Below are 22978 nucleotides of genomic sequence, written 5' to 3' on the forward strand. Positions count from 1 at the left end.
CCCCCGCCGCCGACCACCTCTACGCCCGCCAACGCCCCGACGGGGCCGTCTGGACCATGCGCTTCGTCCGCACCGACCCGGTCGGTGTGACGGAGTGACCCTCCGCCACCCATCCGTACAGCCAGCGCACAGGAACTGCACAAGCGGGGCACAGCGGTCCGGACCACCATGGGCGTCGTGATGACGACCGAGGGAGAGGCCGGGCCGGGCCGCAGGATCGAGTTGCGCCGCCCCGACGGGGAGCCGGTCCGGGTGCTGGTGGTCGACGACGAGCCGACGCTCACCGACCTGATGGCGATGGCACTGCGGTACGAGGGCTGGCAGGTGCGTACGGCCGGCGACGGCAGGGCCGCGGTGCGTATCGCGCGCGAGTTCCAGCCCGACGCGGTGGTGCTCGACGTGATGCTGCCCGACCTGGACGGTTTCCAGGTGCTGCGCAAGCTGCGCGAGGAGAACGCCACCGTACCGGTGCTCTTCCTGACCGCCCGGGACGCGGTGGAGGAACGGATCGCCGGGCTCACCGTCGGCGGCGACGACTACGTCACCAAGCCGTTCAGCCTGGAGGAGGTGATCGCCCGGCTGCGGGCGCTGCTGCGCCGCTCCGGCTTCGCCGTCGCCACCCGGCCGGACGCGGTGCTGACCGTCGGCGACCTCAGCCTGGACGAGGAGAGCCACGAGGTGCGCCGGGCCGGTCAGCTGATCACCCTCACCGCCACCGAGTTCGAGCTGTTGCGGTACCTCATGCGCAATCCCCGGCGGGTGCTGAGCAAGGCGCAGATCCTCGACCGGGTGTGGAACTACGACTTCGGTGGCCAGGCCAACGTGGTCGAGCTGTACATCTCGTACCTGCGGAAGAAGATCGACGCCGGTCGGCAGCCGATGATCCACACGCTGCGCGGAGCCGGATACCTGCTCAAGCCGGCGGAGTGAGCGCGGTGCGGCGGTGGCTGGCGGGCTTGTCACTGCGGACCCGCCTGGTGGTCACCCTGGTCACGCTGCTCGCCCTGGTCAGCCTGGCTATCGGGGCGATCACCACGGCGGCGCTGCGGCAGTTCCTGATCTCCCGGCTGGACGAGCAACTGCTGCCGATGGCCGGGGTCCGCGTCGGTGCGCCGTGGGAGCCGGCACCGGGCGCCCCGCCCTGGTCGGACGTGCGGGTGCCGCGCGGCTTCCCACCCGACACGATCAGTGTGCGGGTCGTCGACGGGCAGGTCACCGAGGCGTGGACGCTCGTCGACAGGCAGGAGGAGGCGGTGCCTGTCGACCAGGTGGCCGTCCTGGCCCAGGTGCCGAGCGACCGCCGGGCGCACACCGTCGACCTCGGCGACCGGGGCAGCTACCGAGTGGTCGCCCGACAGTCCACCGGCAGCACCGTGCGGGTGCTGGGGCTGCCGCTGTCCGGGGTGCAGGAGACGGTGTGGTGGATGGTGGCCGCGCAGGCCGCCGTCACCGCCGCCGGATTGCTGGTCGCCGGCACCGCCGGTGCGCTGATCGTGCGGGCCACCCTGCGCCCGCTGCGCCGGGTCGCCGCCACCGCCGGCCGGGTCAGCGAACTGCGGCTGGACCGGGGTGAGGTGGCGCTCTCCGAACGCGTACCGGAGCCCGACACCGACCCGCGTACCGAGGTCGGCCAGGTGGGCGCCGCGCTCAACCGGATGCTCGGACACGTGGCCGCGGCGCTCGCCGCCCGCCACGCCAGCGAGACCCGGGTCCGCCAGTTCGTCGCCGACGCCAGCCACGAACTGCGTACCCCCCTCGCGGCGATCCGCGGCTACGCCGAGGTGGCCCGCCGTGGCCGGGACCAGGTCCCCGCCGACGTGGCGCACGCGTTGCGCCGGGTCGAGTCGGAAAGCGTCCGGATGACCAGCCTCGTCGACGACCTGCTGCTGCTGGCCCGGCTGGACTCCGGCCGGCCGCTCGCGGTCGAACCGGTCGACCTCAGCGCGCTGGTCGTGGACGCGGTCAGCGACGCCCACGTCGCCGGCCCGGACCACCACTGGCAGCTCGACCTGCCCGAACAGGTCATCCGGGTGTCCGGCGACCCGGCCCGGATGCACCAGGTGCTGGCCAACCTGCTGGCCAACGCGCGGGTGCACACCCCGCCCGGCACCACCGTCACGGTCAGCCTGCGCCAGGCCGCCGACGCCGCCGAACTCCGCGTCACCGACAACGGCCCCGGCGTGCCGCCCGAGCTGCGGGACGAGGTCTTCGAACGGTTCGCCAGGGGGGACAGCTCCCGCTCCCGCGCCCACGGCAGCACCGGCCTCGGCCTGGCCATCGTCGCCGCCGTCGTGGAGGCCCACCGCGGCACCGTCACCCTCGACACCCGCCCCGGTCACACCACCTTCACCCTCCGGCTACCGAATCCATAGCCGCCCTGCTCCGCCTCACCACCGCTGAGGGTGAAAGGAAGGGCCCCTGTTAACGCCTGATGTAGAGCAGGGGCCCCCTCTTAACAGCTGTCCGACCGGGCGTTGCCCGCGCGCTCACCGCTGTCCGGTCGACGGCGGCCGGGCGTTGCCCGCGCGCTCACCGCTGTCCGGTCGACGGCGGCCGGGCGTTGCCCGCGCGCTCACCGCTGTCCGGTCGACGTCGGCCGGGCGTGGCAGGCTTACCGGATGTATCGGGAACGGCCTGCGGGGATCGCCGGCGCGGTGTTGTGGACCAGCACCGCGCCGGGCAGCCCGATGCCCACCCGGGTGCTCCCGGACGGCTGCCTCGACCTGCTCTGGTCCAGCCGGGCCGGGCTGCTGGTAGCCGGGCCGGACCGCATCGCGTACCTCAGCACGAGCGCGCCGGGCGAGCGGTGGGTCGGGCTGCGGTTGCCGCCGGGGACAGGTCCCACTGTGTTCGGCGTGCCTGCGGTGGAGTTGCGTGACCAGCGAGTGCCGTTGGCGGACCTGTGGGGCGATCGGGTCGTGTCGCCGCTGGTCGAGCGGGCCGCCGCCGACGCCAGTACCGTGCTGGTCGAGGTGGCCGCGCGCCGGCTGCGCGCGGCCGGCGGTCCGGATCTGGTCGGCCGGCGGGTCGCCGCCGCGCTGGCCGCCGGCATCCCGGTGGCCGCGACCGCCGCGCAGGTCGGGCTCGATCCGCGCGAACTGCTCCGCCGCAGCCGACACCTGTTCGGGTACGGCCCGAAGACCCTCGCCCGGATTCTGCGGATGCGCCGAGCGCTCGCCCTGGCTCGGGCGGGCCTGTCCCTCGCCGAGGTGGCCGCCCGCGCCGGCTACGCGGACCAGCCGCACCTGACCCGGGATGTCCGGGCCCTGGCTGGCCTGCCTCCGACCGAACTGCTGACCCCGCCCAGCCGCTGACCGTCCGGCCTCATCCCGCCGCTCGTGCCCCCGCTCCTGGAGGTCACGGGGTGGGATGTGGGGCGAAGAGGTCGACGGCGTTGCCGTCGGGGTCGTGCAGGACGGCGTAGCGCTGGCCCCAGGGAGCGTCCCACGGGGGGCGGTGACCGGGGAAGCCGGCGGAGGTCAGCTCGGCGTACCAGCGGTCGACTTCGGCCGGGTCGGTGCAGTGGAAGGCGAGCGCCGCGCGGGCGCTGCCGACCGGCGGGGTCCAGCCGGGGTCGAAGGAGCGGATCGTGGCGATGGTGTCCCAGGCGATCCGCAGGCCACCGGGCAGGGTCACCTCCACATGCGGCTCCTGCTCGGCGTCGGCCGGGATGTCGAGCCCAAGCCGACGGTAGAAGTCCAGAGTGCGGGCCATGTCCGTGGTGACCAGGCCGATCATGTCCAGGTACGGAGTCATGGCGGCAGGCTACGGACCGCCGGGCGTTGATGTCTTGAACAAAACGGACCTGCGGGTGTCCGCGTTGTGCCCGACAGGGCGAGGCTGAGCGCGTACGGTGAACAAGTCCGGCTATGCCGCCTAAGTCTGGAATGTGAGCCGCTGGGCGGATGCCGGTATCGAGACAGCGAGCGGGAAGGAGCGGTCGGTGCACCACTTGGCCTACCTGGACGCGGGATCCGGCAGCCTGATCGTGCAGGCGGTGGTCGGCGGGATCGCCGGCGTGGCGGTGGCCGCCAAGCTCTATTGGCGCAGACTCGTCAGCCGATTCCGGCGCCAGCCCACCGACCAGAGCTGACCCGTCCGCAATGGTGGCTCCCGACCTCGGCCGCGCGGTCCGACCGACTCCGTCCGACGCTGGACTGCGTGTCGAACCCGGCTCGTTCCGTGACCCGGCGAACCGGGTCTACCACTGTGGCGACGACGTGCTGCGCGCGCTCGACGAGACAGCGGCGGCGCACTGGCGGGCCCTGGCCGCCAGCACGTTCTTCCCGCCCCTGATCAGCGCCGGCAAGGTCTGCGGCACGGAGGAACTGTCGCCCGCCGCGGCGGGACGGTCCCTCCCCGCCGACTGGGCGGCGGTGCTGCGGCACGAACGCATCCCGTTCGTCTCCCACCCGTACGAGTGGTCCCACGCGATGCTGCGCGACGCGGCACTGCTGCACTTGGAGATCCTCCGGGCAGCCCTGCCGGCGGGGTTCACCACCAAGGACGGCTCGGCCTACAACCTGCAATGGCGGGGCAGCGAGCCGGTCTTCATCGACGTGGGCTCGTTCGCACCGCTGCGCGACGGCGAGCCGTGGGCCGGCTACCGGCAGTTCTGCCAGACCATGCTCTACCCGTTGCTGCTCGGCGCCCACCTCGGGTTGGACTTCCAACCCTGGCTGCGGTCCCGGATCGACGGCATCGAGGCAGATCAGATGGTCCGGCTCTTCCGCGGCCGGCGCAGGCTGTCGCCGGGGGTGCTGACCCACGTGCACCTGCACGGCAGCGTGCAGCGGCGCAACGCCGACCGGAGCACCGCCGACGTACGCGCCCAGCTGCGCGACGCCGGCTACACCGGCGAGGTGGCGTTGGCGGCCGTACGCGGGATGGAGAAGCTGGTCCGGCGGCTCGATCACCAGCCGTCCGCCAGCCACTGGGTGGACTACCAACGCACCTGCGGCTATTCCGGCGAGGACCGGGCGGCCAAGGAACGGTTCGTCGCCGCGGCGCTGACCAGCGCCCCCCGGCACGGGCTCGTGCTCGACCTCGGCGCCAACGACGGCCACTACTCCCGGCTCGCCGCCCGACACGCCGACTACGTCGTCGCCGTGGAACAGGACCCGGTGGTGGTCGACCGGCTCTACCGCGCTCTGCGTGCCGAGGGGGAACGGCGGGTGCTGCCGTTGGTGCTGGACCTGGCCGACCCCTCGCCCGGGGGTGGCTGGCGCGGCGTCGAGCGGGCCTCCTTTGCCGCCCGCGCCAGCGCGGACACCGTGCTCGCCCTGGCCCTGGTGCATCATCTGGCGATCGGGCGTAACGTGCCGCTGGCCGAGGTGGTGTCCTGCCTGACCGGGCTGGCCGCGCCCGGCGGGCAACTGGTGGTGGAGTTCGTCCACCCGGAGGACCCGATGGCCGCTCGGCTGCTGGCCAACAAGCCCGACGGCATCTTCCCCCACTACCGGCGGGACACGTTCGAGGCGCTGCTCGCCGCGCACGGCACGATCTCCGGCCGGTGGGAACTGCCCGCCGGCACCCGCACCCTGTACCAGGTGGCCCTGGGTGCCTGACCGTCCCACCGCCGAACCGCAACCGGCCGGCACCGATCCCGGGGAAGCACCGGTCCGGGTCGAGGCCGACGCGAACGGCGACACCGCCGGGCCCGGTGTCGAGGCGGGCGGGCCGAAGCCGGTCGGCTGCTGGAGACGGCGGCGCTGGTCGGGCTGGTGATCACCCAGCCGTTGCTGGACGTGCTCGGCCGCAGCCCGGACTTCTTCCTGTTCCACCGCGCCGACCGAGGCGAGATCCTGCTGCTGGTGGCCCTGATCGTGGTGTTGCCGACGGTGCTGCTCGCGCTCTTCGGCCTGCTGTCCGGGCTGGCCGGACCGGCCGGGCGGGTGGGCACCCACACCGTGCTGGTGGGCCTGCTGGTGGCCGCGTTGGCGATACAGGCCGGCCGGCACGGTACGCCGCTGCGGGGCGTACCGCTGCTGCTGGCCGCGACGGCGGTGGGGGCCGCCGTGGCGCTCGCGTACCGGCGGTGGCGGGCTCTGGGTCGAGCGCTGCGGCTGGCCGCGGTCGGACCGCTGGTCTTCGTCGGGTTGTTCCTGTTCGCCTCGCCGACCGGGCCGGTGGTGCTGCCGCGCGGCGACGGCGGGTCGGCCGGCACGGCCACCGGCGAGCGGCATCCGCCGGTGGTGATGCTGGTGCTGGACGAGCTGCCGCTGGTCTCCCTGCTCGGCCCGGACGGCGGCATCGACGCCGAACGGTTCCCGAACTTCGCCGCGTTGGCCGCCGGCTCCACCTGGTACCGCAACGCCACCGGGGTCAGCGGCTGGACGCCGTACGCGCTGCCGGCCATGCTCACCGGCCGCTACCCGGCCGAACCGGTCGCGCCGCACTACTCGCACCACCCGGACAACCTCTTCACCGCCTTCGGCGGGCTGTACGACATCCGGGCCGAGGAGAGCATCACCCGGCTCTGCCCGCCCAGCCGCTGCGAGCAGCCGGTCACCCCGGAACAGGGGCTCGGTGTGCTGGTGCGCGAGACCGGCACCCTGCTGCGCCAGGTGACCTCGCCGTACGACAGCCGCGTCGACCCGCAGGACGCCTACCGGGAACGCACCGCCGAGGAGGCGGGCATCGACGCCGCCGAACCGGCGCCGACCGACCCGAAGTTCCGCTGGGACACCCTCACCCTCAACCAGCCGGCCCGGTTCACCAGCTTCCTGCGCGGCCTGACCCCCTCGCCCCGGCCGACACTGCACTTCCTGCACCTGCTGATGCCGCACTCACCCTGGGCGTACCTGCCCTCCGGCGCGCGCTACGAGGCGCCCGAGGACTTCCCCAACGAGGGTGACGGGTGGGTGGACCTGGCCCGCGAGCGCCACCTGGCGCAGCTCGGCTACACCGACCGGCTGATCGGCGAGACGCTGCGGACCCTGCGGGAGAACGGGCTGTGGGATCAGGCGCTGGTGGTGGTCACCGCCGACCACGGGGTCAGCTTCACCAAGGGCGCGCAGGGTCGGGGGCTGGACGCCATCCGGGCCGCCCCGCAGCAGGTGGCCTGGGTGCCGATGTTCGTCAAGACACCGGGGCAGCGCGCCGGGCGGGTCGACGACCGCAACTGGCAACACGTCGACCTGCTGCCGACAGTCGCCGACGAGGCCGCCATCCGGCTGCCCTGGCGGGTCGACGGCCGCTCCGCCCGGCAGGCGCCGCGTACCGATGCCGGCAAGCTCTTCTACGACCGGCCCGGCGAACCGCTTCCGATCTCCAGTGGGGTGCCCGCCGCGCTGCCGCCACCGGCCCGGCATCGGCTTGTCGGCACCACCGTGGGGGCCGCGCCGGCCGGCGGCACCGCCCGCGTCGCCGGGCTTGACGCGTTCCGCTTCGTCGATCCGGACGAGGGCGTGCTGCCGGGCATGATCTGGGGCACCGTGCCGGATTCGGTGCCCGACGGCACCGAACTGGCGGTCGCCGTGAACGGCACCGTGGCCGCCGTGGTGCCGGTGGTCGCCCCGGATCCCGGCGGCCGCCGCTTCGCCGCGCTGCTCGCCGACGACCGGCTCCTGCGGGCCGGCGCGAACCGCGTCGACCTCTATCTGGTCGAAGCCGGCGGACTGCGCCAGCTGACCATCTCCTGACCTCGCTGCGCCCCACCGCACCGGCGGCCGCGCGCCGCTGAGTCGTCGCATAGTCCGGTCCACTTACACGGTGTGTGCGTGCTCCGCTGCGCTGTGTCCCTCTCGTCGGGGTTTCCCCGCTCGCCGGTCGGGAATCGGGTGACGCATGCCTCACCGCCAAACCACGAGGGGCGGTGTCGTCGCAACCGCAATTACGGTAGAAGCGAAGGCAATTCAACGTAGATCTGCCGGCGAAGCGAGGAACCACATGACGGAAGTCAAGCTCGATCACTCCGGCGGGCAGCTGTCGATGCCGGTACATTCCGCGGTCGAGGGCCCCGACGGCATCGGTGTCAGCAAGTTGCTGAAGGAAACCGGGATGACGACGTACGACCCCGGGTTCGTCAACACCGCCGCCTGCTCATCCGCGATCACCTACATCGACGGCGACGCGGGCATCCTGCGCTACCGCGGCTACCCGATCGAGCAGCTGGCCGAGAAGAGCTCCTTCCTGGAGGTCTCCTACCTGCTGATCTACGGGGAGCTGCCGACCACCCAGCAGCTGACCGAGTTCAGCGAGCGCATCCGGCGGCACTCGTTGCTGCACGAGGAGATGCGTCGCTTCTTCGACGGCTTCCCCCGGGAGGCGCACCCGATGGCGGTGCTCTCCTCGGCGGTGAGCGCCATCTCCACCTTCTACCAGGACAGCCTGGACCCGTTCGACGCCGAGCACGTGGAGATGTCCACGGTCCGGCTGATGGCGAAGGTGCCCACCATCGCCTCGTACGCGTACAAGAAGTCGATCGGTCAGCCGCTGCTGTACCCGGACAACGCGCTGGGCTACGTGGAGAACTTCCTGCGGATGACGTTCGGCGTGCCGGCGGAGCCGTACGAGGTCGACCCGGTGATGGCCCGGGTGCTGGACATGCTCTTCATCCTGCACGCCGACCACGAGCAGAACTGCTCCACGTCGACCGTGCGGCTGGTCGGCTCCAGTAACGCCAACCTGTTCGCCTCGGTCTCGGCCGGCGTCAACGCGCTGTTCGGGCCGCTGCACGGCGGCGCCAACCAGGCGGTGCTGGAGATGCTGGAGCGGATCCAGCGCGACGGCGGTGACGTGCAGTCCTTCGTCCGCAAGGTCAAGGACAAGCAGGACGGCGTCAAGCTGATGGGCTTCGGCCACCGGGTCTACAAGAACTACGACCCGCGGGCGGCGATCGTGAAGAACGCCGCCCAGGACGTGCTCGGTCGGATGGCCAAGCCCGACCCGCTGCTGGACATCGCGATGCAGCTGGAAGAGATCGCGCTCGCCGACGACTTCTTCGTCTCCCGGCGGCTCTACCCGAACGTGGACTTCTACACCGGCCTGATCTACAAGGCCATGGGCTTCCCGACCAAGATGTTCACGGTGCTGTTCGCCCTGGGCCGGCTGCCCGGCTGGATCGCACAGTGGCGCGAGATGATCAACGACCCGGAGACCAAGATCGGCCGTCCGCGGCAGGTCTACACCGGCGCCGCCGAACGCGACTACCTCCCCGTCGAGAACCGCTGAGGTGCAAGGAGGGGCCCCCTACTAACGCCTCAGGTAGAGGAAGGGCCCCTTCTTAACACCGACGCCGTCACCGATCCACGTGAGGGCGCTGACCCGTACGGGTCAGCGCCCTCACGCCGTCTGGCGCCACGCTCCTTCCACAGTCCTTCCACAGTCCTTCCACGGGCACCTGCCAGGGTCGAAGCCTATCGATCTGATCGGCACGCCCGGCCGGATCGATCCGGTCACGGCACACCCCTGTGCCCAGAAGAACGGGAAAGGACCCACACCGTGCGAACCACATCCGGCGGGCCGCACCTGCGCGGTCTGGCCATCGCGACCGTCGTACTGACAGCTGTTGCCCTGCCGGTCGGCCCGGCCGCCGCGGGCACCACCACTCGGGAGACCGCGCCGACGGCCGCGACGGCCACCGCAGTAGCGCCAGCGGCGGCGGTGGTGCCGGTCGCCGCATCCGAGGTACGCAACTACTCCTGGTTCAACACGAAGGCGGAGTACGCGGACATGCACCGGGGGGTCGGCGCCCACGTGGCTCGGCTGATCAACGCCACGCCGTCCGGGGCGACGCTCTCGCTCACCCTCTACTTCTTCAACCGTCAGGAGGTTCTGGACGCCCTCAGGGGTGCCGCCGCCCGAGGGGTGCGGGTCCGGATCGTCATCAACGGCAGTCAGGTCTGGGCCGGTGACCGCGCCTACCAGGCGCTCAAGGACACCCCGGGCATCACTGTCGTGGAGTGCGGCACGCGGCGCGCCGACCGGCAGTCCACGCGCGGCTGCATGACCAACCGTACGGGTGCCTCACCGCTGCACAACCCACCGCTGATGCACAACAAGTTCATGACCATCTCCAGCGTACGGCTCGCCGGGGGCGGGACGGCGCGCAACGTCCTCCACGTCTCCTCGGCCAACCTGGACTACTACCGGGCCTACGAGAACGCCATCACGATCACGCACGCGGGGTTGTACGCCGACTACCTTCGCTACTTCAACGACATGATGGCCCACGGCCGGTCCGGGGCCAGTGACGCCAACGCGGGCCGGACGTACGCCGCCGGTGCGCACCGTCTCTACACGTTTCCCCGGCGCGAGGCTGCCGACAGTACGCCGGGCAGCGGCAGCAACGACCCGATCGCCAGCGTGGTGCGGAATCTGAACTGCTCCGGGTCCACCAGGATCGACCTAGCGAACTTCCGCATTCAGCGCCGCGCCGTGGTCAACGCCCTCATCGGTGCCCGCCAGCGCGGGTGCCAGGTCCGGGTCGTCACCGGCGCCACGTCTGGCGCCCCGCACGACCAGGGGCCGCCCATGGCAGCGCTGGTGACCCTCGCCAGGGCGATGCCCGTGCATCTCTGCGGCTACACCGCGGCCGGTGGGATCCCCATGCATGAGAAGTTCATGATTATTCGGCAAGCCGGAGGATCGACGCTCTACCTGGGTAGCCACAACCTCACCTACCGTGCGTTGCGGCAGAACGATGAGAACGTCCTGGCGTTGCGCAACCACCAGCTCGCCACGCCGTTCCAGCAGAGATTCGACTCCCACCACAACACCTGCCTGCGGTGGACGCCGCCGGCGGGCGAGGCCGGCGCGAGGGGCGACGTGGCGGGCGACCCCATCGCCTGACGACGTGGGCGCCAGCCCCCGGTTCGGCGTGGCGGTCGCGCACAGAAGCATCCGCGGCGGAAGCCGGCGCGCTGGGAACGGCGCATCCGCGTGCCGCAGGTTCAGCTCTGGTCAGCCAGGCCGTCCAGCAATGTCCGGACCTGATCGGCGTCCGGGTGCGCCAACTCGACGAGGATGTCCAGCGCCCGCTGCCATGAGCGGCGGGCGCTGGCCGGATCGCCGGCGGCCTGCTCGGTCTCGCCCAGGTGGCGCAGCGTGAGTCCCTCGTTCAACCGGTCCCCCAACTGTCGATAGAGGGCGAGAGCCTGCCGGTAGCAGGAGACTGCCTGGTCGAGGTCGTGGTGACGGTAGGCGTACCCCAGGCTGTCCCAGGCACCGGCCATGCCGACCGGATCGCCGAGCTGTTCCAGCAGGGCCACCGATCGCCGGCAGTGCAGTACCGCCCTGCTCGTACTCGCCGAGCAGGGCGTGACACCAGCCGACCGAGTTCAACGCGTTGGCCTCACCCCGCTCGTGCCCGACCTGGCGGAACAGCTCCAGCGCCCGCTGGTCGTGCCGCAGCGCGGCGGCCACGTCGCCCCGCTGCTCGCACAGCCAGCCCAGGCTCCGGCGGGTGAACCCCTCACCCACCAGGTCGCCCGCCGCGTCGAAAAGCTCCAACGCGCGCAGGTAGTGGGCTCGTGCCTCGGCGAACTCACGCAGCCGGACGTAGCCGCCGCCGACGAGCCGGTGCGCCTCGGCCTGCGCCGTCCGGTCACCCACCCGCTCGGCGGCGGCCACCCCGGCCAACCCCACGCGCACCCAGTCCGCCCAGTGGCCACGCCGGGCGAGGAAGTTCGTCATCGTCCACGCCAGCCGCCACACATGCCCGTCCAGGCCGATCCGGGCCGCCTGCTCCGACGCGGCCAGCAGCACCGGATGTTCGGCGGTGAACCAGGCCAGCGCCGCCTCCCGGCCGGCGAACTCCTCGCCCGTTACACCGTCGGCAGGTGGCGGCACCCCCAGCGGATCCCGGTGCGGCCAGATCAGCGCGTCCGCCGCCAGCGCGCTGTGCAGGTAGTGGTCCAGCACCCGCCGCGCCGCCGCCGGTCGCTGCGGGTCGTCGCGGCCCAGTTCGTCGGCGTACGCCCGCAGCAGGTCGTGCAACCGGTACCGCCCCGGGAGCTGCTCGACCACCAGGTGCGCCGCCGCCAGTTCGCGCAGCGCCGGACGTACCCGCTCCGGGGGTTCACCGGCGAGCGAGGCCGCCGCGGCGGCCGTCAGGTCGGGGCCGGTCTGCGCGGCCAGCAACCGGAACAGTCGGGCGGCCGCCGGCCCGAGATGCCGGTACGACCAGGAGAAGACCGACCGGACGTCCACGTCGTGGTCGGCCCCGGAGAACGCGTCCAGCCCGCCCAGCTCGCCGGCGAGCGCGTCGAGACCGAACTCCGGATGCGTGGCCGCGCGCGCCGCCACGATCGCCAGGGCCAGCGGCAGCCGCCCGCACGCGTCGAGGATCCGTTCCACCGCCGCCGGTTCGGCGGCCAGCCGGGCCGCCCCGATCCGGTGCGCGATGAGTTTCCGCGACTCGATCCGGGTCAGCAGGTCCAGCCGAAGTGGACGGGCCGCCTCGGCGACCACCAGGCCCGGCAGCTGGTTGCGGCTGACCACCACCGCCGCGCAGTCGGGTGTGCCCGGCAGCAACGGCCGGACCTGCTCGGCGTCGCGCACGTTGTCCAGCACCACAAGCATCCGCCGCTGCGCCAGCAGCTCACGGTAGAGCCCGGCCTGGGCGTCCACAGTTGATGGCAGCCGCTCGGGCGGCACCCCCAACGCGTCGAGGAAGGTGGCCAGCGCCTCGGCCGCGCTCATCGGTGCGCCTGTCGCGTCGAAGCCGCGCATGCTCACGTGGAGCTGACCGTCGGGGAAGTCGGCGCGTACCGTGTGGGCCAGCCGGAGCGCGAACACGCTCTTGCCGACGCCCGCCGCGCCACTGACCAGCAAGGTGCCGCCCGGCAGCAGCCGGCCCGCCTCGGCCAGTTCGGCGGCGCGGCCGACGAACTGCGGCGGGTCCGGCGGCAGCAGGCACGGCCGGACGAGCTTGCCCCGGTCGGTCGGCCGGTGTGGCGACGGCAACCGGCGGCGCAGCACGTCCCGGTGCAGCTCCGCCAGTTCCGGTGCGTCCAGGCCCCGTTCCCGCAGCAACGCCAGGCCGGTCCGGCACACCTCCGCCGCCTCGTCCACCCGCCGCTCGGCGTACAGCGCCCGGGCGAGCAGCCGGCGTACCTCCTCGTCGTAGGGGTCGTCCACGACGGCGCCGGAGAGCTGCGGGATCGCCTCGGCGTGCCGGCCCAGTGCGCAGAGCGCCTCCGCGTAGCCGCGCTGGGCCGCCCGGCGGGCCGCGTCGAGCTGTGCGATCCGCGGCAGCGCCCAGGGCCGGTCCGCCACGTCGGCGAAGGCCGGGCCGCGCCACAGGGCCAGGGCATCGGCCAGCAGGGTCGTGCCCCGCTCGGTCAGGTCCGGTTCGTCCGCCGCGACCAGGCCGCGCGCCTGCTGGCACCAGCGTTCGAAGCGGTACGCGTCGACGGCCTCCGGCGGGACGTCGAGCCGGTATCCGGTGCCGGCGTTGACAAGCGCGGCACCCGGCAGCGCGCGGCGCAGATGGGAGACGTGGCTGCGCAGCGTGGCGCGGGCGCCCGCGCGGGCGTCGTCGTGCCACATCAGGTCGATGATCCTTGCCACCGCAACGGTGGCGCCCGGTTCGACGAGCAGGATCGACAGCAACGTCACGAGCTGCGGGCCGAGGCGGACGGGTCGCTCGTCCCGCTCGACCTGCACCGGACCGAGCACGCTGATCCGCAACATCCGGCTTACCTCCCCGTTGGTGCGCCGCCGATCACGCTGCCAGTGCGGCCCGTGACGGTTCGTGTCGCATTTGGAGTGTCCCGGATACCGGCCATCGGTCAATCGAGAACACGACGACGGCCACCGACCCCGGGTAGGGGATCGGCGGCCGTCGCGGTCCGCGGGGAGGGGGTTGGGCCCCGCGGCGTCAGTGTGCCGGGTGGTCGTCCTCGTCACCGGCGGTGGTGGGCAGCGTGCCGAGGACCTGGTTGATGACATGGATGCGGGCGCCGGCCGCCCGGTAGTCGGCGCACACCGTCTCGGCGTGCGCGTCGGCGTGGTCGCCGTCGCCCCGCACGTCGAGGCGGGCGCCGTCGCCGTGGGCGGTGACGGCGAGGTCGGTGCCGGCGAGGGTGGTGACCGTGCCGGCGGACACCAGTTCGGCCACGGGCAGCGCGCCGCTGACCAGGTGGTCGCGGAGCAACCCGCGCAACGTGTCGGTGTCGTGCAGCAGCAGTTCGTCGAGGTGGGACCGGGAGAACTTGGCCGCGAACGCGTCGTCGGTCGGGGCGAGGATCGTCACGTCCGCCGTCGGCGTCAGCTCCTCGGCCAGGCCGGTGGCCCGCACCGCCGCCTCGAAGGTGGTGAGCACGGGAATCCATCCGAGTGCCTGGTCGGCGGGCTGGCCGACGAGCGAGTCCGGGCTGCCCGGTTCACCGTCGGCCGGCAGTTGGTCGCAGAGCGACCCGGTCACGCTGACGGCCCGCGGGGCGACGGCTGGCGTACCGCCGTCGCGGGCACTGTCCGGCCCGGTGCAGCCGGCCGCCGCGATCAGCACGGCCAGGGCCGCCCCCGCCAGCGTTGTCGCACGTCGGGCCGGCGTCGCGGTGAGGGGAAGGGTGTCGATCACGGTCGTCTCCACTCCGCTGCACTGTGGGGTGCCGGCGGGCCGGGCGCGGATCCGGCCCGCCGGCACGAAAGGGGGTACGAGGTTCAACGGCTCACAGGCGTGCGCACTGCTGGAACTTCGGACCACTCACCGAGTTGGCCACCTCGAGGTTGACCGGCGTGGCGGAGTTGCCGGTGCAGTTCAGCGGGCCGTTGACGGTGTTGCCGGCGACCAGCGCGGCGTCACCCGCGCTGTTCACCACGTTGACCGGGCCGCTGACCTTGTTGCCGACCAGCACCACCGGGCCGCGGCTGCCGGTGGCGTTCACCGGGCCGCTGACCGTGCTGGCGGTCAGCACGAACCCGGCCGCGCCGGAGGCGTCCACCGGGCCGTTGATCGAGCTGCCGTTGACGATCAGCGTGCCGCCCGGCTGGACCCGGATCGGGCCCCGGACGGTGGCACCGGCGAGGCAGGCCACTCCGGAGACCGTCAGCGGGCCGTTGTGGGTGCCGGTGAGCGTGGGTGCGATCCGCTCGCCGGCCACCAGGCCCTCGGCGGCCTGCCCGTCCAACAGCAGCGGCACCAGACCCCGTTCCGGCTGGGACAGCGGTACGAGGTACCCGTCGGCAACCTTGATCACCTTCCAGCCGTGGGCGGCGAGGCGCTGGGCGACAGTGGTCTGCCGCCCGCTCGGACCGTCGGTGCGGGCACCGTGGTACTGCTCCTCGGTGAGCTTGTAGGCGCACGGCGGCTGGTCGAGGATCTGGTCCTCACGCGGCGCGTCCAGCGGCGGCGGGGTGTCACCCGGGTGCGGCGCGGGGTACGCCTCGATCGGCCGGGAGCCCCGGAAGACGATTCGTCCGGTGTTCGCCGACTGGAACGTGATCGCCTCGGCCCGCGCGCTGGTGATGTCGCCGAGGTTCGCCGTGTGGTACGTCAGGAATTGCTGGAACGTCCAGAGCGCCGAGTAGGTCTTGCGCCGCCGGTTGTTGGCGGTGTTGCCCTCGTCCGGCCGGGTCGGGCCACCGGAGCTGCGCAGCTCCAACAGCGAGTTGATCACGTTCTTCAGGCCCAGGGTGTTGCGCAGGATGGTCTCCTCGCCCAGCCCCACGTTGGCACCGGTGCAGCCGTACGGGCAGGCCCACCAGCCGTCCTTGGCGCCCTGGGTGTACATGTGACCCTCGATCATGTCCTGCGACCCGTCGAAGATCCCCTGCGCCACGTTCTGGTGTCGCGGCGGCAGCATCGGCAGGTCACCGGTGTTGGTGTTGCCGTACTCGTGACCGTCGTAGCTGGCGATCGGCCGGTAGTCCCGGACCATCTCCACGAACGCCTGGGTCTCCGGCTGGCGGATCAGCGAGTAGTCCCGGTTGAGGTCCTGCCCGGTGGAGTTGCCCCGGCTGTTGGCCGCCCGGCCGTCGCCGTTGATGGTGGGCAGGATCAGCATGGTGGACTTCGACAGCCGGTCCAGGGTGGCCGGATCGTCGGTGAAGGCGAGCTGGCGGGCCATGATGAAGCACGCCTCGCGGTCACCGGGCTCGTTGCCGTGCACGTTGCAGTTGACCAGCAGCGGGTTCGTCGCGGCTACCGCCTCGGGGGTCGCCGGCGGAGTGGGGTAGCCGATGACGAACATGTTGATCGGCCGGTTCTGGATGGTGCGGCCGATCTCCACCACCCGGACCCGCTCGCTCAGCTCGTCGATCGCCGCGGTGTAGGCGTACTCGTTGACGTCGCTGGTGTACTGCGCGCCGAGCGCGGTCTCCCACTGGGTTCGCAGGTTCTGCCCCGGGACGGCCGGGTCTCCCCAGTGCGACCTGGTGGTGTCGGTGACTGCGGCCGAGTATGGCTGCGCCTCGGTGCCGAAGCGGGCCCGCACCCGCCACTGGAACCGGTTGCCCGGCACGAAGCCGGCGTCGGCGAAGGTCGGTTCGGAGTTGTTGACCTGGCGGTTCGGCCGCCAGACGCCGACGATCACCGGGGTGCCGGTGGTGCCGTCGGCCGCGACGGCGGTGCGCTCGATCTGGTAGTCGGTGGCCCCGTCGACAGGGCTCCAGGCCAGGGTGGCGTACCCGTCACCCTGGACCACGGTCAGGCCCTGGACCTGGTTCGGCTCCACCGTCAGCTCCGCGGTGGTCGTCGCCAGTTGCCCGTGGGCCTGAGCGGGTTGCGCGGTCACCGCGAGGGTGACGGCGAGCAGGGCCGAGAAGACACCGGCCGTTGTCCGTCTGTATCGCAAGGGCATCTCCAAACAGGAGGAATGGTCGGGTACGTCCAGCACACCCGCCGCCGCCCGGCCACGGGTCCGCGAGCAGCGATTCTTGAGGATGCTCTGAGGTTTCCCACCCACCTCCCCGCCGGGGACACCCTGAACCGATCTGGGTGGATCGCCGGATGGAAACGCTTCCACGGGCTCGTACGGTCGGGTCACTGGGCGTACGTCCCTCACTCACGGGAGGATTTGGCATGCGTGGACATCTCGGCCGGTGGGGCCTGAGCGTCGCGGTGGCGGCGACACTCGTCGTCACCGGCGCGGCACCCGTCACCGCGGCACCCGCCGCCGACGATCGGCGACCGCTTCAGGTCGCCGTCGACGATCTGCACGACCTCGGCATCACCGGCGTACAGGGATTCATCCGGGTCGACGGAGTGCCCACCCGGGCCCGGGCCGGCGTCGGTGACCTCGGACGCGGCACACCGGTGCCGCTCGACGGGCACTTCCGGATGGGCAGCAACACCAAAACCTTCGTCGCCGTCGTCGCCCTGCAACTGGTCGGCGAAGGAAAGCTGTCGCTGGACGACACCGTCGAGCGGTGGCTGCCGGGTGTCGTCGCCGGCAACGGCAACGACGGCCGCCGCATCACCCTTCGTCAGCTGCTCCAGCACACCAGCGGCCTCTACAACTACACGAACGACATCACCGTGCTGAACTCCTACCAGGGGTATCTGGCGCACCGGTTCGACCATCACGAGACGGCAGACCTGGTGGCCCTGGCGATGCGGCACCAGCCCCTCTTCGCACCCGGCACCCGGTGGGACTACTCCAACACCAACTACCTGCTCGCCGGGATGATCATCGAACGGGTGACCGGCCGGTCGTGGGCCACCGAGGTCGGCAACCGGATCCTGAGGCCGCTCGGCCTGCGACACACGTCGGTGCCGGGGGACCGGCCGTCCCTGCCGGCACCACACGCCAAGGGCTACCAGCAGTGGGCCCCGGGTGGCGCCCTGACCGACACCACCCTGCTCAACCCGACAGTCGCCGGGGCAGCCGGCAACATGATCACCACGCCGAGCGACCTGGCCCGCTTCTGGCAGGCGCTGCAACGCGGCCAGCTGCTCAAGCCTGGCCAGATGGCGCAGCTGCACGACACCGTGCTCGCCGACACGTTCCAGGACTTCATCCCCGGTGCGCGGTACGGCCTGGGCATCCTGTTCACCCCGAACCGGTGCGGCGGTTACTGGTCCCACGGCGGTGACGTGCCGGGCACCAGCACCGCCAACGGGGTGAGCCCTGACGGTTCGCGGGTGGCGGTGTTGTCGCTGACCACGCAGCTCGCCGCCGACGAGGAGGCCCTCGCCGTGTACGGACGCACCTTCCGGCTGATGGACGACGTGATCTGCGGCCCCGAATAGGAGCGGGGCCGAACCCGGCCCGGGCCGCCGTGCCCGGGCCGGGCCCGGGCGGTGGCTCACTCGGCGCGCAGCCGGTAGCCGACCCCACGCACTGTCTCCACCAGGCCGGGATCGTCCAGCTTGGCGCGTAACGCCGCCACGTGGACGTCGAGGTTGTGCCGGGTGGCCCAGGTGGTCTGCCAGACCTCCAGTTGCAGTCGCTCCCGGGGCACCACCGTGCCGGCCTGCCGGGCCAACGCCACCAGCAGGTCGAACTCCTTACGGGACAGCGCGACCTCCCGGTCGGCCACCCAGATCCGCCTGGCGTCGACGTCGATGCGTAGTGGACCGGCCCGCAACGCGGTCGCCGTCCGGGCGGTACGCGCGGTGCGGCGCATCACCGCCTCGATCCGGGCCTGTAACTCGACCATCGAGAACGGCTTCACCACGTAGTCGTCGGCACCGGCACGCAGCCCGGCCACCCGGTCCTGCTCCTCGTCGCGGGCGGTGACCGCGATGATGGCGACCACCTCGTCGTGCTGGCGGATCCGCCGGCAGACCTCCAGGCCGTCCCGGTCGGGCAGGTTCATGTCCAGCAGGACCAGGTCCACCGGCTCCGCCTCGACCGCCTCCGCGGCCGTGACCGCCTGCGTCACCTCGTGCCCCCGCCGCCGCAACGCCGAGGCGAGCCCCGCCGACACCCGCAGATCGTCTTCCACCAGGAGCACCCGCACCGACCATCCTCCTCGACGTCCGCCCCCGTTGGATGGTGCGAGTCTGTCGGATGTGAACATGTGTTGACCAGTACGGATACAAGATCGTAACGGCAGAGTGGGCTGGCCGAACGGGGGTGTCGTCAGGCCCGGGGCGGCAGCACCCCCTCCACCGAGGCGGCACCCGGGACCCGGCGCTGGGTATCGTCCCCGGTCACTGAAGCGACCGGGAACGATACCCAGGAACGTCTGCTCAGCGGTGGCTCAGCGTAGACCGGCGGCAGCGAGCAGGTTGCCCTCCGGCACCATCGGGCGGCTGCGACCGTACGCCATCTGGTGCGTGGCCCGGTCGGCGACGAAGCCTGGCGCCTGGGCGATCGCGGCGGCGTACGTCGAGGCGGTGCGGCTGGCGATCGCCGCCCAGCCGTACCGCTCGTCCACCATCACCCGGGCCCGGCGGGCCAGCGCCCGCGCCCGCTCGGTGTCCGACAGCAGGGCGTGCACCGCGTCGGTGAGCGCCTCCGGGTCGTGCGGCCGGAAGGTCATCCCGGTCACGCCCGGCTCGACGATCTCGGCGAGGCCGCCGGTCTCGGCGACCGCCAGCGGCGCGCCGGCGGCGGCACCCTCCAGCGCGACCATGCCGAACGGCTCGTAGATGCTGGGCACCGCGAAGCAGTCCGAGGCGGCCATCACCGCCGGCAGGTCGGTGCCGCCGAGGAAACCGGGCAGGCTTACCGTGTCGGCCAGACCCAGCCGGTGCACGTCGGCCTCCAACTCGGCCCGGTAGGGGCCGTCGCCGACGATCACCGCGCGCAGCCCCGGGTGCCGTTCGCGCAGCCGGGGCAGCCCGGCGAGCAGATGCTGCACGCCCTTCTCGTAGACCAGGCGGCCGGCGAAGGTGACCAGCGGCCCGTCGGCGGCGAACCGGGCCCGCGCCTGGGCGACCGCGCTGGCCGGTGCCCGCCAGCGCCCCGACTCGACGCCGTTGGGCACCACGTCCACCCGGCCGGTCGGCACGCCGAAAAGCCCGGTGACCTCGTCACGCATGTAGCCGGAGCAGACCACCACCCGGGTCGACTCGGTGCTGAGCCAGTGCTCCACCCCGTGGATGGTGCGGTTCATCTCCTCCGGCAGCCAGCCCTGGTGCCGGCCCGCCTCGGTGGCGTGGATGGTGCTGACCAGCGGCAGGTCCAGGTGGTCGCGCAGGGTCATCGCGGTGTGCGCGACGAGCCAGTCGTGCGCGTGGATCACGTCGTACCCGCCGGTGGCGGCGGCCCGCAGCGCGGCCCGGGTCAGCGTGTGGTTGAACGCCATGGTCCAGGCGAGCAGGCTCTCGGTGGCCAGCGGGAAGGTGACCGGATCCTCGGCGGCGCGCACCACCCGGACGCCGTCGACGTACTCCTCCAGCGGGGCGCCCTCGGCGTGCCGGGTGACCACGGTGACCTCGTGCCCGGCGGCCACCAGCGCCACCGACAGGGCGTGCACGTGCCGGCCCAACCCGCCCACGAGCACCGGCGGGAACTCCCAGGACAACATCAGGATGCGACGGGTCTGCGGCGGGCTGGCCGGGCCGGGCTGGGTCGGAAGCTGGGGTCGCGAGGTGAGGGTGGGTCGGTGCAGCCGGTCCGTGGCGGTGGCGGCCCGCCCGCCGACCCGCGTGGTCGTCACATCAGTCTCCGTCCGTGCAGGGAGGAACGCGCCGACGACAGTGGCGGCGTACGAGCAGGGTGGGGTTTCGGACACGCGCGTACGCATCCGGGGGTGCGAGGATCAACAGGCGCGCGGACACACGCCCGAGGACAAGCAAACGTCATGACGGCGCGTTCCGCACCTTGAGGACGGTCACAGTGACCGACGGCACCCAAGGGTTCATCCGGCATCAGTCGGGCGGATACCGGGCATTCACCCGATCGGATGGATTGGTGGCGGACCGTGCGGGGCATTACCGCCGCGCGCACGCGGGGGACCTCCCCGACGGGTGCGCTCATGGTGCGGGCGCGCGCTCATGATTCTTGGCCGAAGGAGCGAGATGCAGGTCTGGCCGGGCGAGCGGTATCCCCTCGGTGCCACCTACGACGGGATGGGCACCAACTTCGCGATCTTCTCGGAGGTGGCGGAGAAGGTCGAACTCTGCCTCTTCGACGAGTGGGACACCGGCGCCGAGCGCCGGGTCGAGCTGCGCGAGGTGGACGCGTACGTGTGGCACGCGTACATCCCCGGGATCGGGCCGGGCCAACGCTACGGCTACCGGGTGCACGGCCCGTACGACCCGGCCAACGGCCCGCGCTGCAACCCGCACAAGCTGCTGATCGACCCGTACGCCAAGGCCATCGACGGGGACGTGCAGTGGGACCCGGCGGTCTACGACTACGAACACGGCGACCCGGACCGCATGAACGTCACCGACTCGGCGCCGTTCATGCCCAAGTCGGTGGTGGTGAACCCCTACTTCGACTGGGGCAACGACGCCCCGCCGCGCATCCCGTACCACCACTCGGTGATCTACGAGGCACACGTGCGCGGGCTGACCATGCGGCTGCCCGGCATCCCCGAGGAGCTGCGCGGCACGTACGCCGGCATCGCCTCACCGCCGATGATCGAGCACCTGACCCGGCTCGGCGTCACCGCCATCGAGCTGATGCCGGTGCACCAGTTCGTCAACGACCACCGCCTGGCCGACCTGGGGCTGCGCAACTACTGGGGCTACAACACCATCGGCTTCTTCGCCCCGCACCACGCCTACTCGGCACTGGGCCACCTCGGCCAGCAGGTGCAGGAGTTCCGGGGCATGGTCAAGGCGTTGCACGCCGCCGGCATCGAGGTGATCCTCGACGTGGTCTACAACCACACCGCCGAGGGCAACCACCTCGGCCCGACGCTGAGCTTCAAGGGCGTCGACAACCCCAGCTACTACCGGCTCTCCGAGGAAGATCGGCGCTACTACGTCGACTACACCGGCACCGGCAACAGCCTCAACGTCCGCAGCCCGCACTCGCTCCAACTGATCATGGACTCGCTGCGGTACTGGGTGACCGAGATGCACGTCGACGGCTTCCGCTTCGACCTGGCCGCCACCCTGGCCCGCGAGTTCTACGACGTGGACCGCCTCTCCACCTTCTTCGAGGTGGTGCAGCAGGACCCGGTGGTGAGCCGGGTCAAGCTGATCGCCGAGCCGTGGGACATCGGCCCCGGCGGCTACCAGGTCGGCAACTTCCCGCCGCAGTGGACCGAGTGGAACGGAAAATACCGCGACACCGTCCGCGACTTCTGGCGCGGCGAGCCGGCGACGCTCGCCGAGTTCGCCTCCCGCATCTCCGGCTCCGCCGACCTCTACCAGGACGACGGCCGCCGCCCCTTCCACAGCATCAACTTCGTCACCTGCCACGACGGCTTCACCCTGGCCGACCTGGTCTCCTACAACGACAAGCACAACGAGGCCAACGGCGAGTCCAACCGCGACGGGGAGAGCCACAACCGTTCCTGGAACTGCGGCGTCGAAGGCGACACCGACGACCCGGGCGTGCTCACCCTGCGGGCCCGGCAGCGCCGCAACTTCCTCGCCACCCTGATGCTGTCGCAGGGCGTGCCGATGATCGGCCACGGCGACGAACTGGGCCGCACCCAGCGCGGCAACAACAACGCCTACTGCCAGGACAGCGAGCTGGCCTGGGTCGACTGGGACAACGTCGACACCGAGCTGCTGGACTTCACCCGCCGGCTGGTCGAGTTCCGCCGCAAACACCAGGTCTTCCAACGCCGCCGCTTCTTCACCGGCCTGCCGGTACGCGGCCGCGAGATCGACGAACCCCTGCCCGACCTGGCCTGGTACACCCCGGACGGGCGGGAGATGACGGGTGAGGACTGGGGCAACGACTTCGGCCGTTCGGTGGCGCTCTTCGTCAACGGCGACGGCATCCGCGAACGCGGCCAGTACGGCCAACGCCACCACGACGCCTCCTTCTGGCTCTGCTTCAACGCCCACGACGCGCCACTGGACTTCACCCCACCGCCGAACGAGTTCGGCCAACGGTGGGAACTGGTGATCAGCACCGCCGAACCCGACCAGGACAAGGGCACCACCGTCGAGGCCGGCGGCACGCTCTGCGTACCGGACCGCTCCCTGGTGGTGCTGGAGAGGGTTGCCTGA

General features: G+C 71.9%; 15 protein-coding genes and 2 pseudogenes. 10 read left to right on the forward strand and 7 right to left on the reverse strand.

Translation table 11 applies throughout. The features are described 5' to 3' along the window. Positions 1 to 180: 180 nt before the first annotated feature. From C1I93_RS09440 to C1I93_RS09450, 3 genes are all read left to right on the forward strand, one after another. Positions 181 to 930 (forward strand): response regulator transcription factor, encoded by a 750-nt coding sequence (locus tag C1I93_RS09440; protein WP_111242876.1) that lies wholly within the window; start codon positions 181 to 183, stop codon positions 928 to 930. Positions 931 to 947: 17 nt separating this feature from the next. Continuing rightward, the gene (locus C1I93_RS09445; protein ID WP_111242877.1) at positions 948 to 2372 is read left to right on the forward strand and encodes a sensor histidine kinase; all 1425 of its coding nucleotides are present in this window, start codon (positions 948 to 950) and stop codon (positions 2370 to 2372) included. Between the two features lie 246 nt (positions 2373 to 2618). Further along, the gene (locus C1I93_RS09450) at positions 2619 to 3314 is read left to right on the forward strand and encodes a helix-turn-helix domain-containing protein (protein ID WP_111242858.1); all 696 of its coding nucleotides are present in this window, start codon (positions 2619 to 2621) and stop codon (positions 3312 to 3314) included. 43 nt (positions 3315 to 3357) lie between these two features. Here C1I93_RS09450 and C1I93_RS09455 read toward each other — a convergent pair whose 3' ends face one another. Further along, the gene (locus C1I93_RS09455) at positions 3358 to 3756 is read right to left on the reverse strand and encodes a VOC family protein (RefSeq protein WP_111242859.1); all 399 of its coding nucleotides are present in this window, start codon (positions 3754 to 3756) and stop codon (positions 3358 to 3360) included. A 187-nt stretch (positions 3757 to 3943) separates the two neighbouring features. Here C1I93_RS09455 and C1I93_RS31470 point away from each other — a divergent pair, with 187 nt between their 5' ends. The 5 genes and pseudogenes from C1I93_RS31470 (at position 3944) to C1I93_RS09480 (ending at position 10794) form a co-directional block, all read left to right on the forward strand. Beyond that, positions 3944 to 4093, forward strand: a complete 150-nt coding sequence (locus C1I93_RS31470; RefSeq protein WP_181445086.1) for a hypothetical protein — start codon at positions 3944 to 3946, stop codon at positions 4091 to 4093. A gap of 10 nt (positions 4094 to 4103) precedes the next feature. Next, complete coding sequence (locus C1I93_RS09465; RefSeq protein ID WP_111242861.1) at positions 4104 to 5567, forward strand: class I SAM-dependent methyltransferase; 1464 nt, start codon at positions 4104 to 4106, stop codon at positions 5565 to 5567. A gap of 33 nt (positions 5568 to 5600) precedes the next feature. Then, positions 5601 to 7643: pseudogene (locus tag C1I93_RS09470) on the forward strand (sulfatase-like hydrolase/transferase); the annotation flags it as partial. 247 nt (positions 7644 to 7890) lie between these two features. Further along, positions 7891 to 9174 carry a citrate synthase gene (locus C1I93_RS09475; protein ID WP_111242863.1) on the forward strand — a complete coding sequence of 428 codons (1284 nt, stop codon included), beginning with the start codon at positions 7891 to 7893 and terminating at the stop codon, positions 9172 to 9174. A 270-nt stretch (positions 9175 to 9444) separates the two neighbouring features. Beyond that, complete coding sequence (locus tag C1I93_RS09480; RefSeq protein ID WP_111242864.1) at positions 9445 to 10794, forward strand: phospholipase D-like domain-containing protein; 1350 nt, start codon at positions 9445 to 9447, stop codon at positions 10792 to 10794. Positions 10795 to 10895: 101 nt separating this feature from the next. Here C1I93_RS09480 and C1I93_RS33080 read toward each other — a convergent pair whose 3' ends face one another. From C1I93_RS33080 to C1I93_RS09495, 4 genes and pseudogenes are all read right to left on the reverse strand, one after another. Next, complete coding sequence (locus C1I93_RS33080; RefSeq protein WP_223256670.1) at positions 10896 to 11177, reverse strand: tetratricopeptide repeat protein; 282 nt, start codon at positions 11175 to 11177, stop codon at positions 10896 to 10898. A gap of 151 nt (positions 11178 to 11328) precedes the next feature. After that, positions 11329 to 13896: pseudogene (locus tag C1I93_RS09485) on the reverse strand (AfsR/SARP family transcriptional regulator); the annotation flags it as partial. After that, complete coding sequence (locus C1I93_RS09490; protein WP_181445089.1) at positions 13826 to 14539, reverse strand: fasciclin domain-containing protein; 714 nt, start codon at positions 14537 to 14539, stop codon at positions 13826 to 13828. The gene C1I93_RS09490 and the pseudogene C1I93_RS09485, both read right to left, overlap by 71 nt. A gap of 79 nt (positions 14540 to 14618) precedes the next feature. Continuing rightward, positions 14619 to 16742, reverse strand: coding sequence for a M14 family zinc carboxypeptidase (locus C1I93_RS09495; RefSeq protein ID WP_223256669.1), 2124 nt, complete (start codon positions 16740 to 16742; stop codon positions 14619 to 14621). Between the two features lie 227 nt (positions 16743 to 16969). Between C1I93_RS09495 and C1I93_RS09500 the strand changes: the two genes are divergently transcribed. Continuing rightward, positions 16970 to 18139 carry a serine hydrolase domain-containing protein gene (locus C1I93_RS09500; protein WP_111242867.1) on the forward strand — a complete coding sequence of 390 codons (1170 nt, stop codon included), beginning with the start codon at positions 16970 to 16972 and terminating at the stop codon, positions 18137 to 18139. A 56-nt stretch (positions 18140 to 18195) separates the two neighbouring features. Here C1I93_RS09500 and C1I93_RS09505 read toward each other — a convergent pair whose 3' ends face one another. Both C1I93_RS09505 and C1I93_RS09510 read right to left on the reverse strand, forming a co-directional pair. Continuing rightward, the gene (locus C1I93_RS09505) at positions 18196 to 18852 is read right to left on the reverse strand and encodes a response regulator transcription factor (RefSeq protein WP_111242868.1); all 657 of its coding nucleotides are present in this window, start codon (positions 18850 to 18852) and stop codon (positions 18196 to 18198) included. Between the two features lie 243 nt (positions 18853 to 19095). After that, positions 19096 to 20499 carry a glycosyltransferase family 4 protein gene (locus C1I93_RS09510; protein WP_111242869.1) on the reverse strand — a complete coding sequence of 468 codons (1404 nt, stop codon included), beginning with the start codon at positions 20497 to 20499 and terminating at the stop codon, positions 19096 to 19098. A 361-nt stretch (positions 20500 to 20860) separates the two neighbouring features. On the opposite strand from C1I93_RS09510, the gene glgX reads away from it, so the two are divergent. After that, positions 20861 to 22978 carry a glycogen debranching protein GlgX gene (gene glgX, locus C1I93_RS09515; protein WP_111242870.1) on the forward strand — a complete coding sequence of 706 codons (2118 nt, stop codon included), beginning with the start codon at positions 20861 to 20863 and terminating at the stop codon, positions 22976 to 22978.

The organism is Micromonospora endophytica (assembly GCF_003236305.1).
GTDB lineage: Bacteria > Actinomycetota > Actinomycetes > Mycobacteriales > Micromonosporaceae > Micromonospora > Micromonospora endophytica.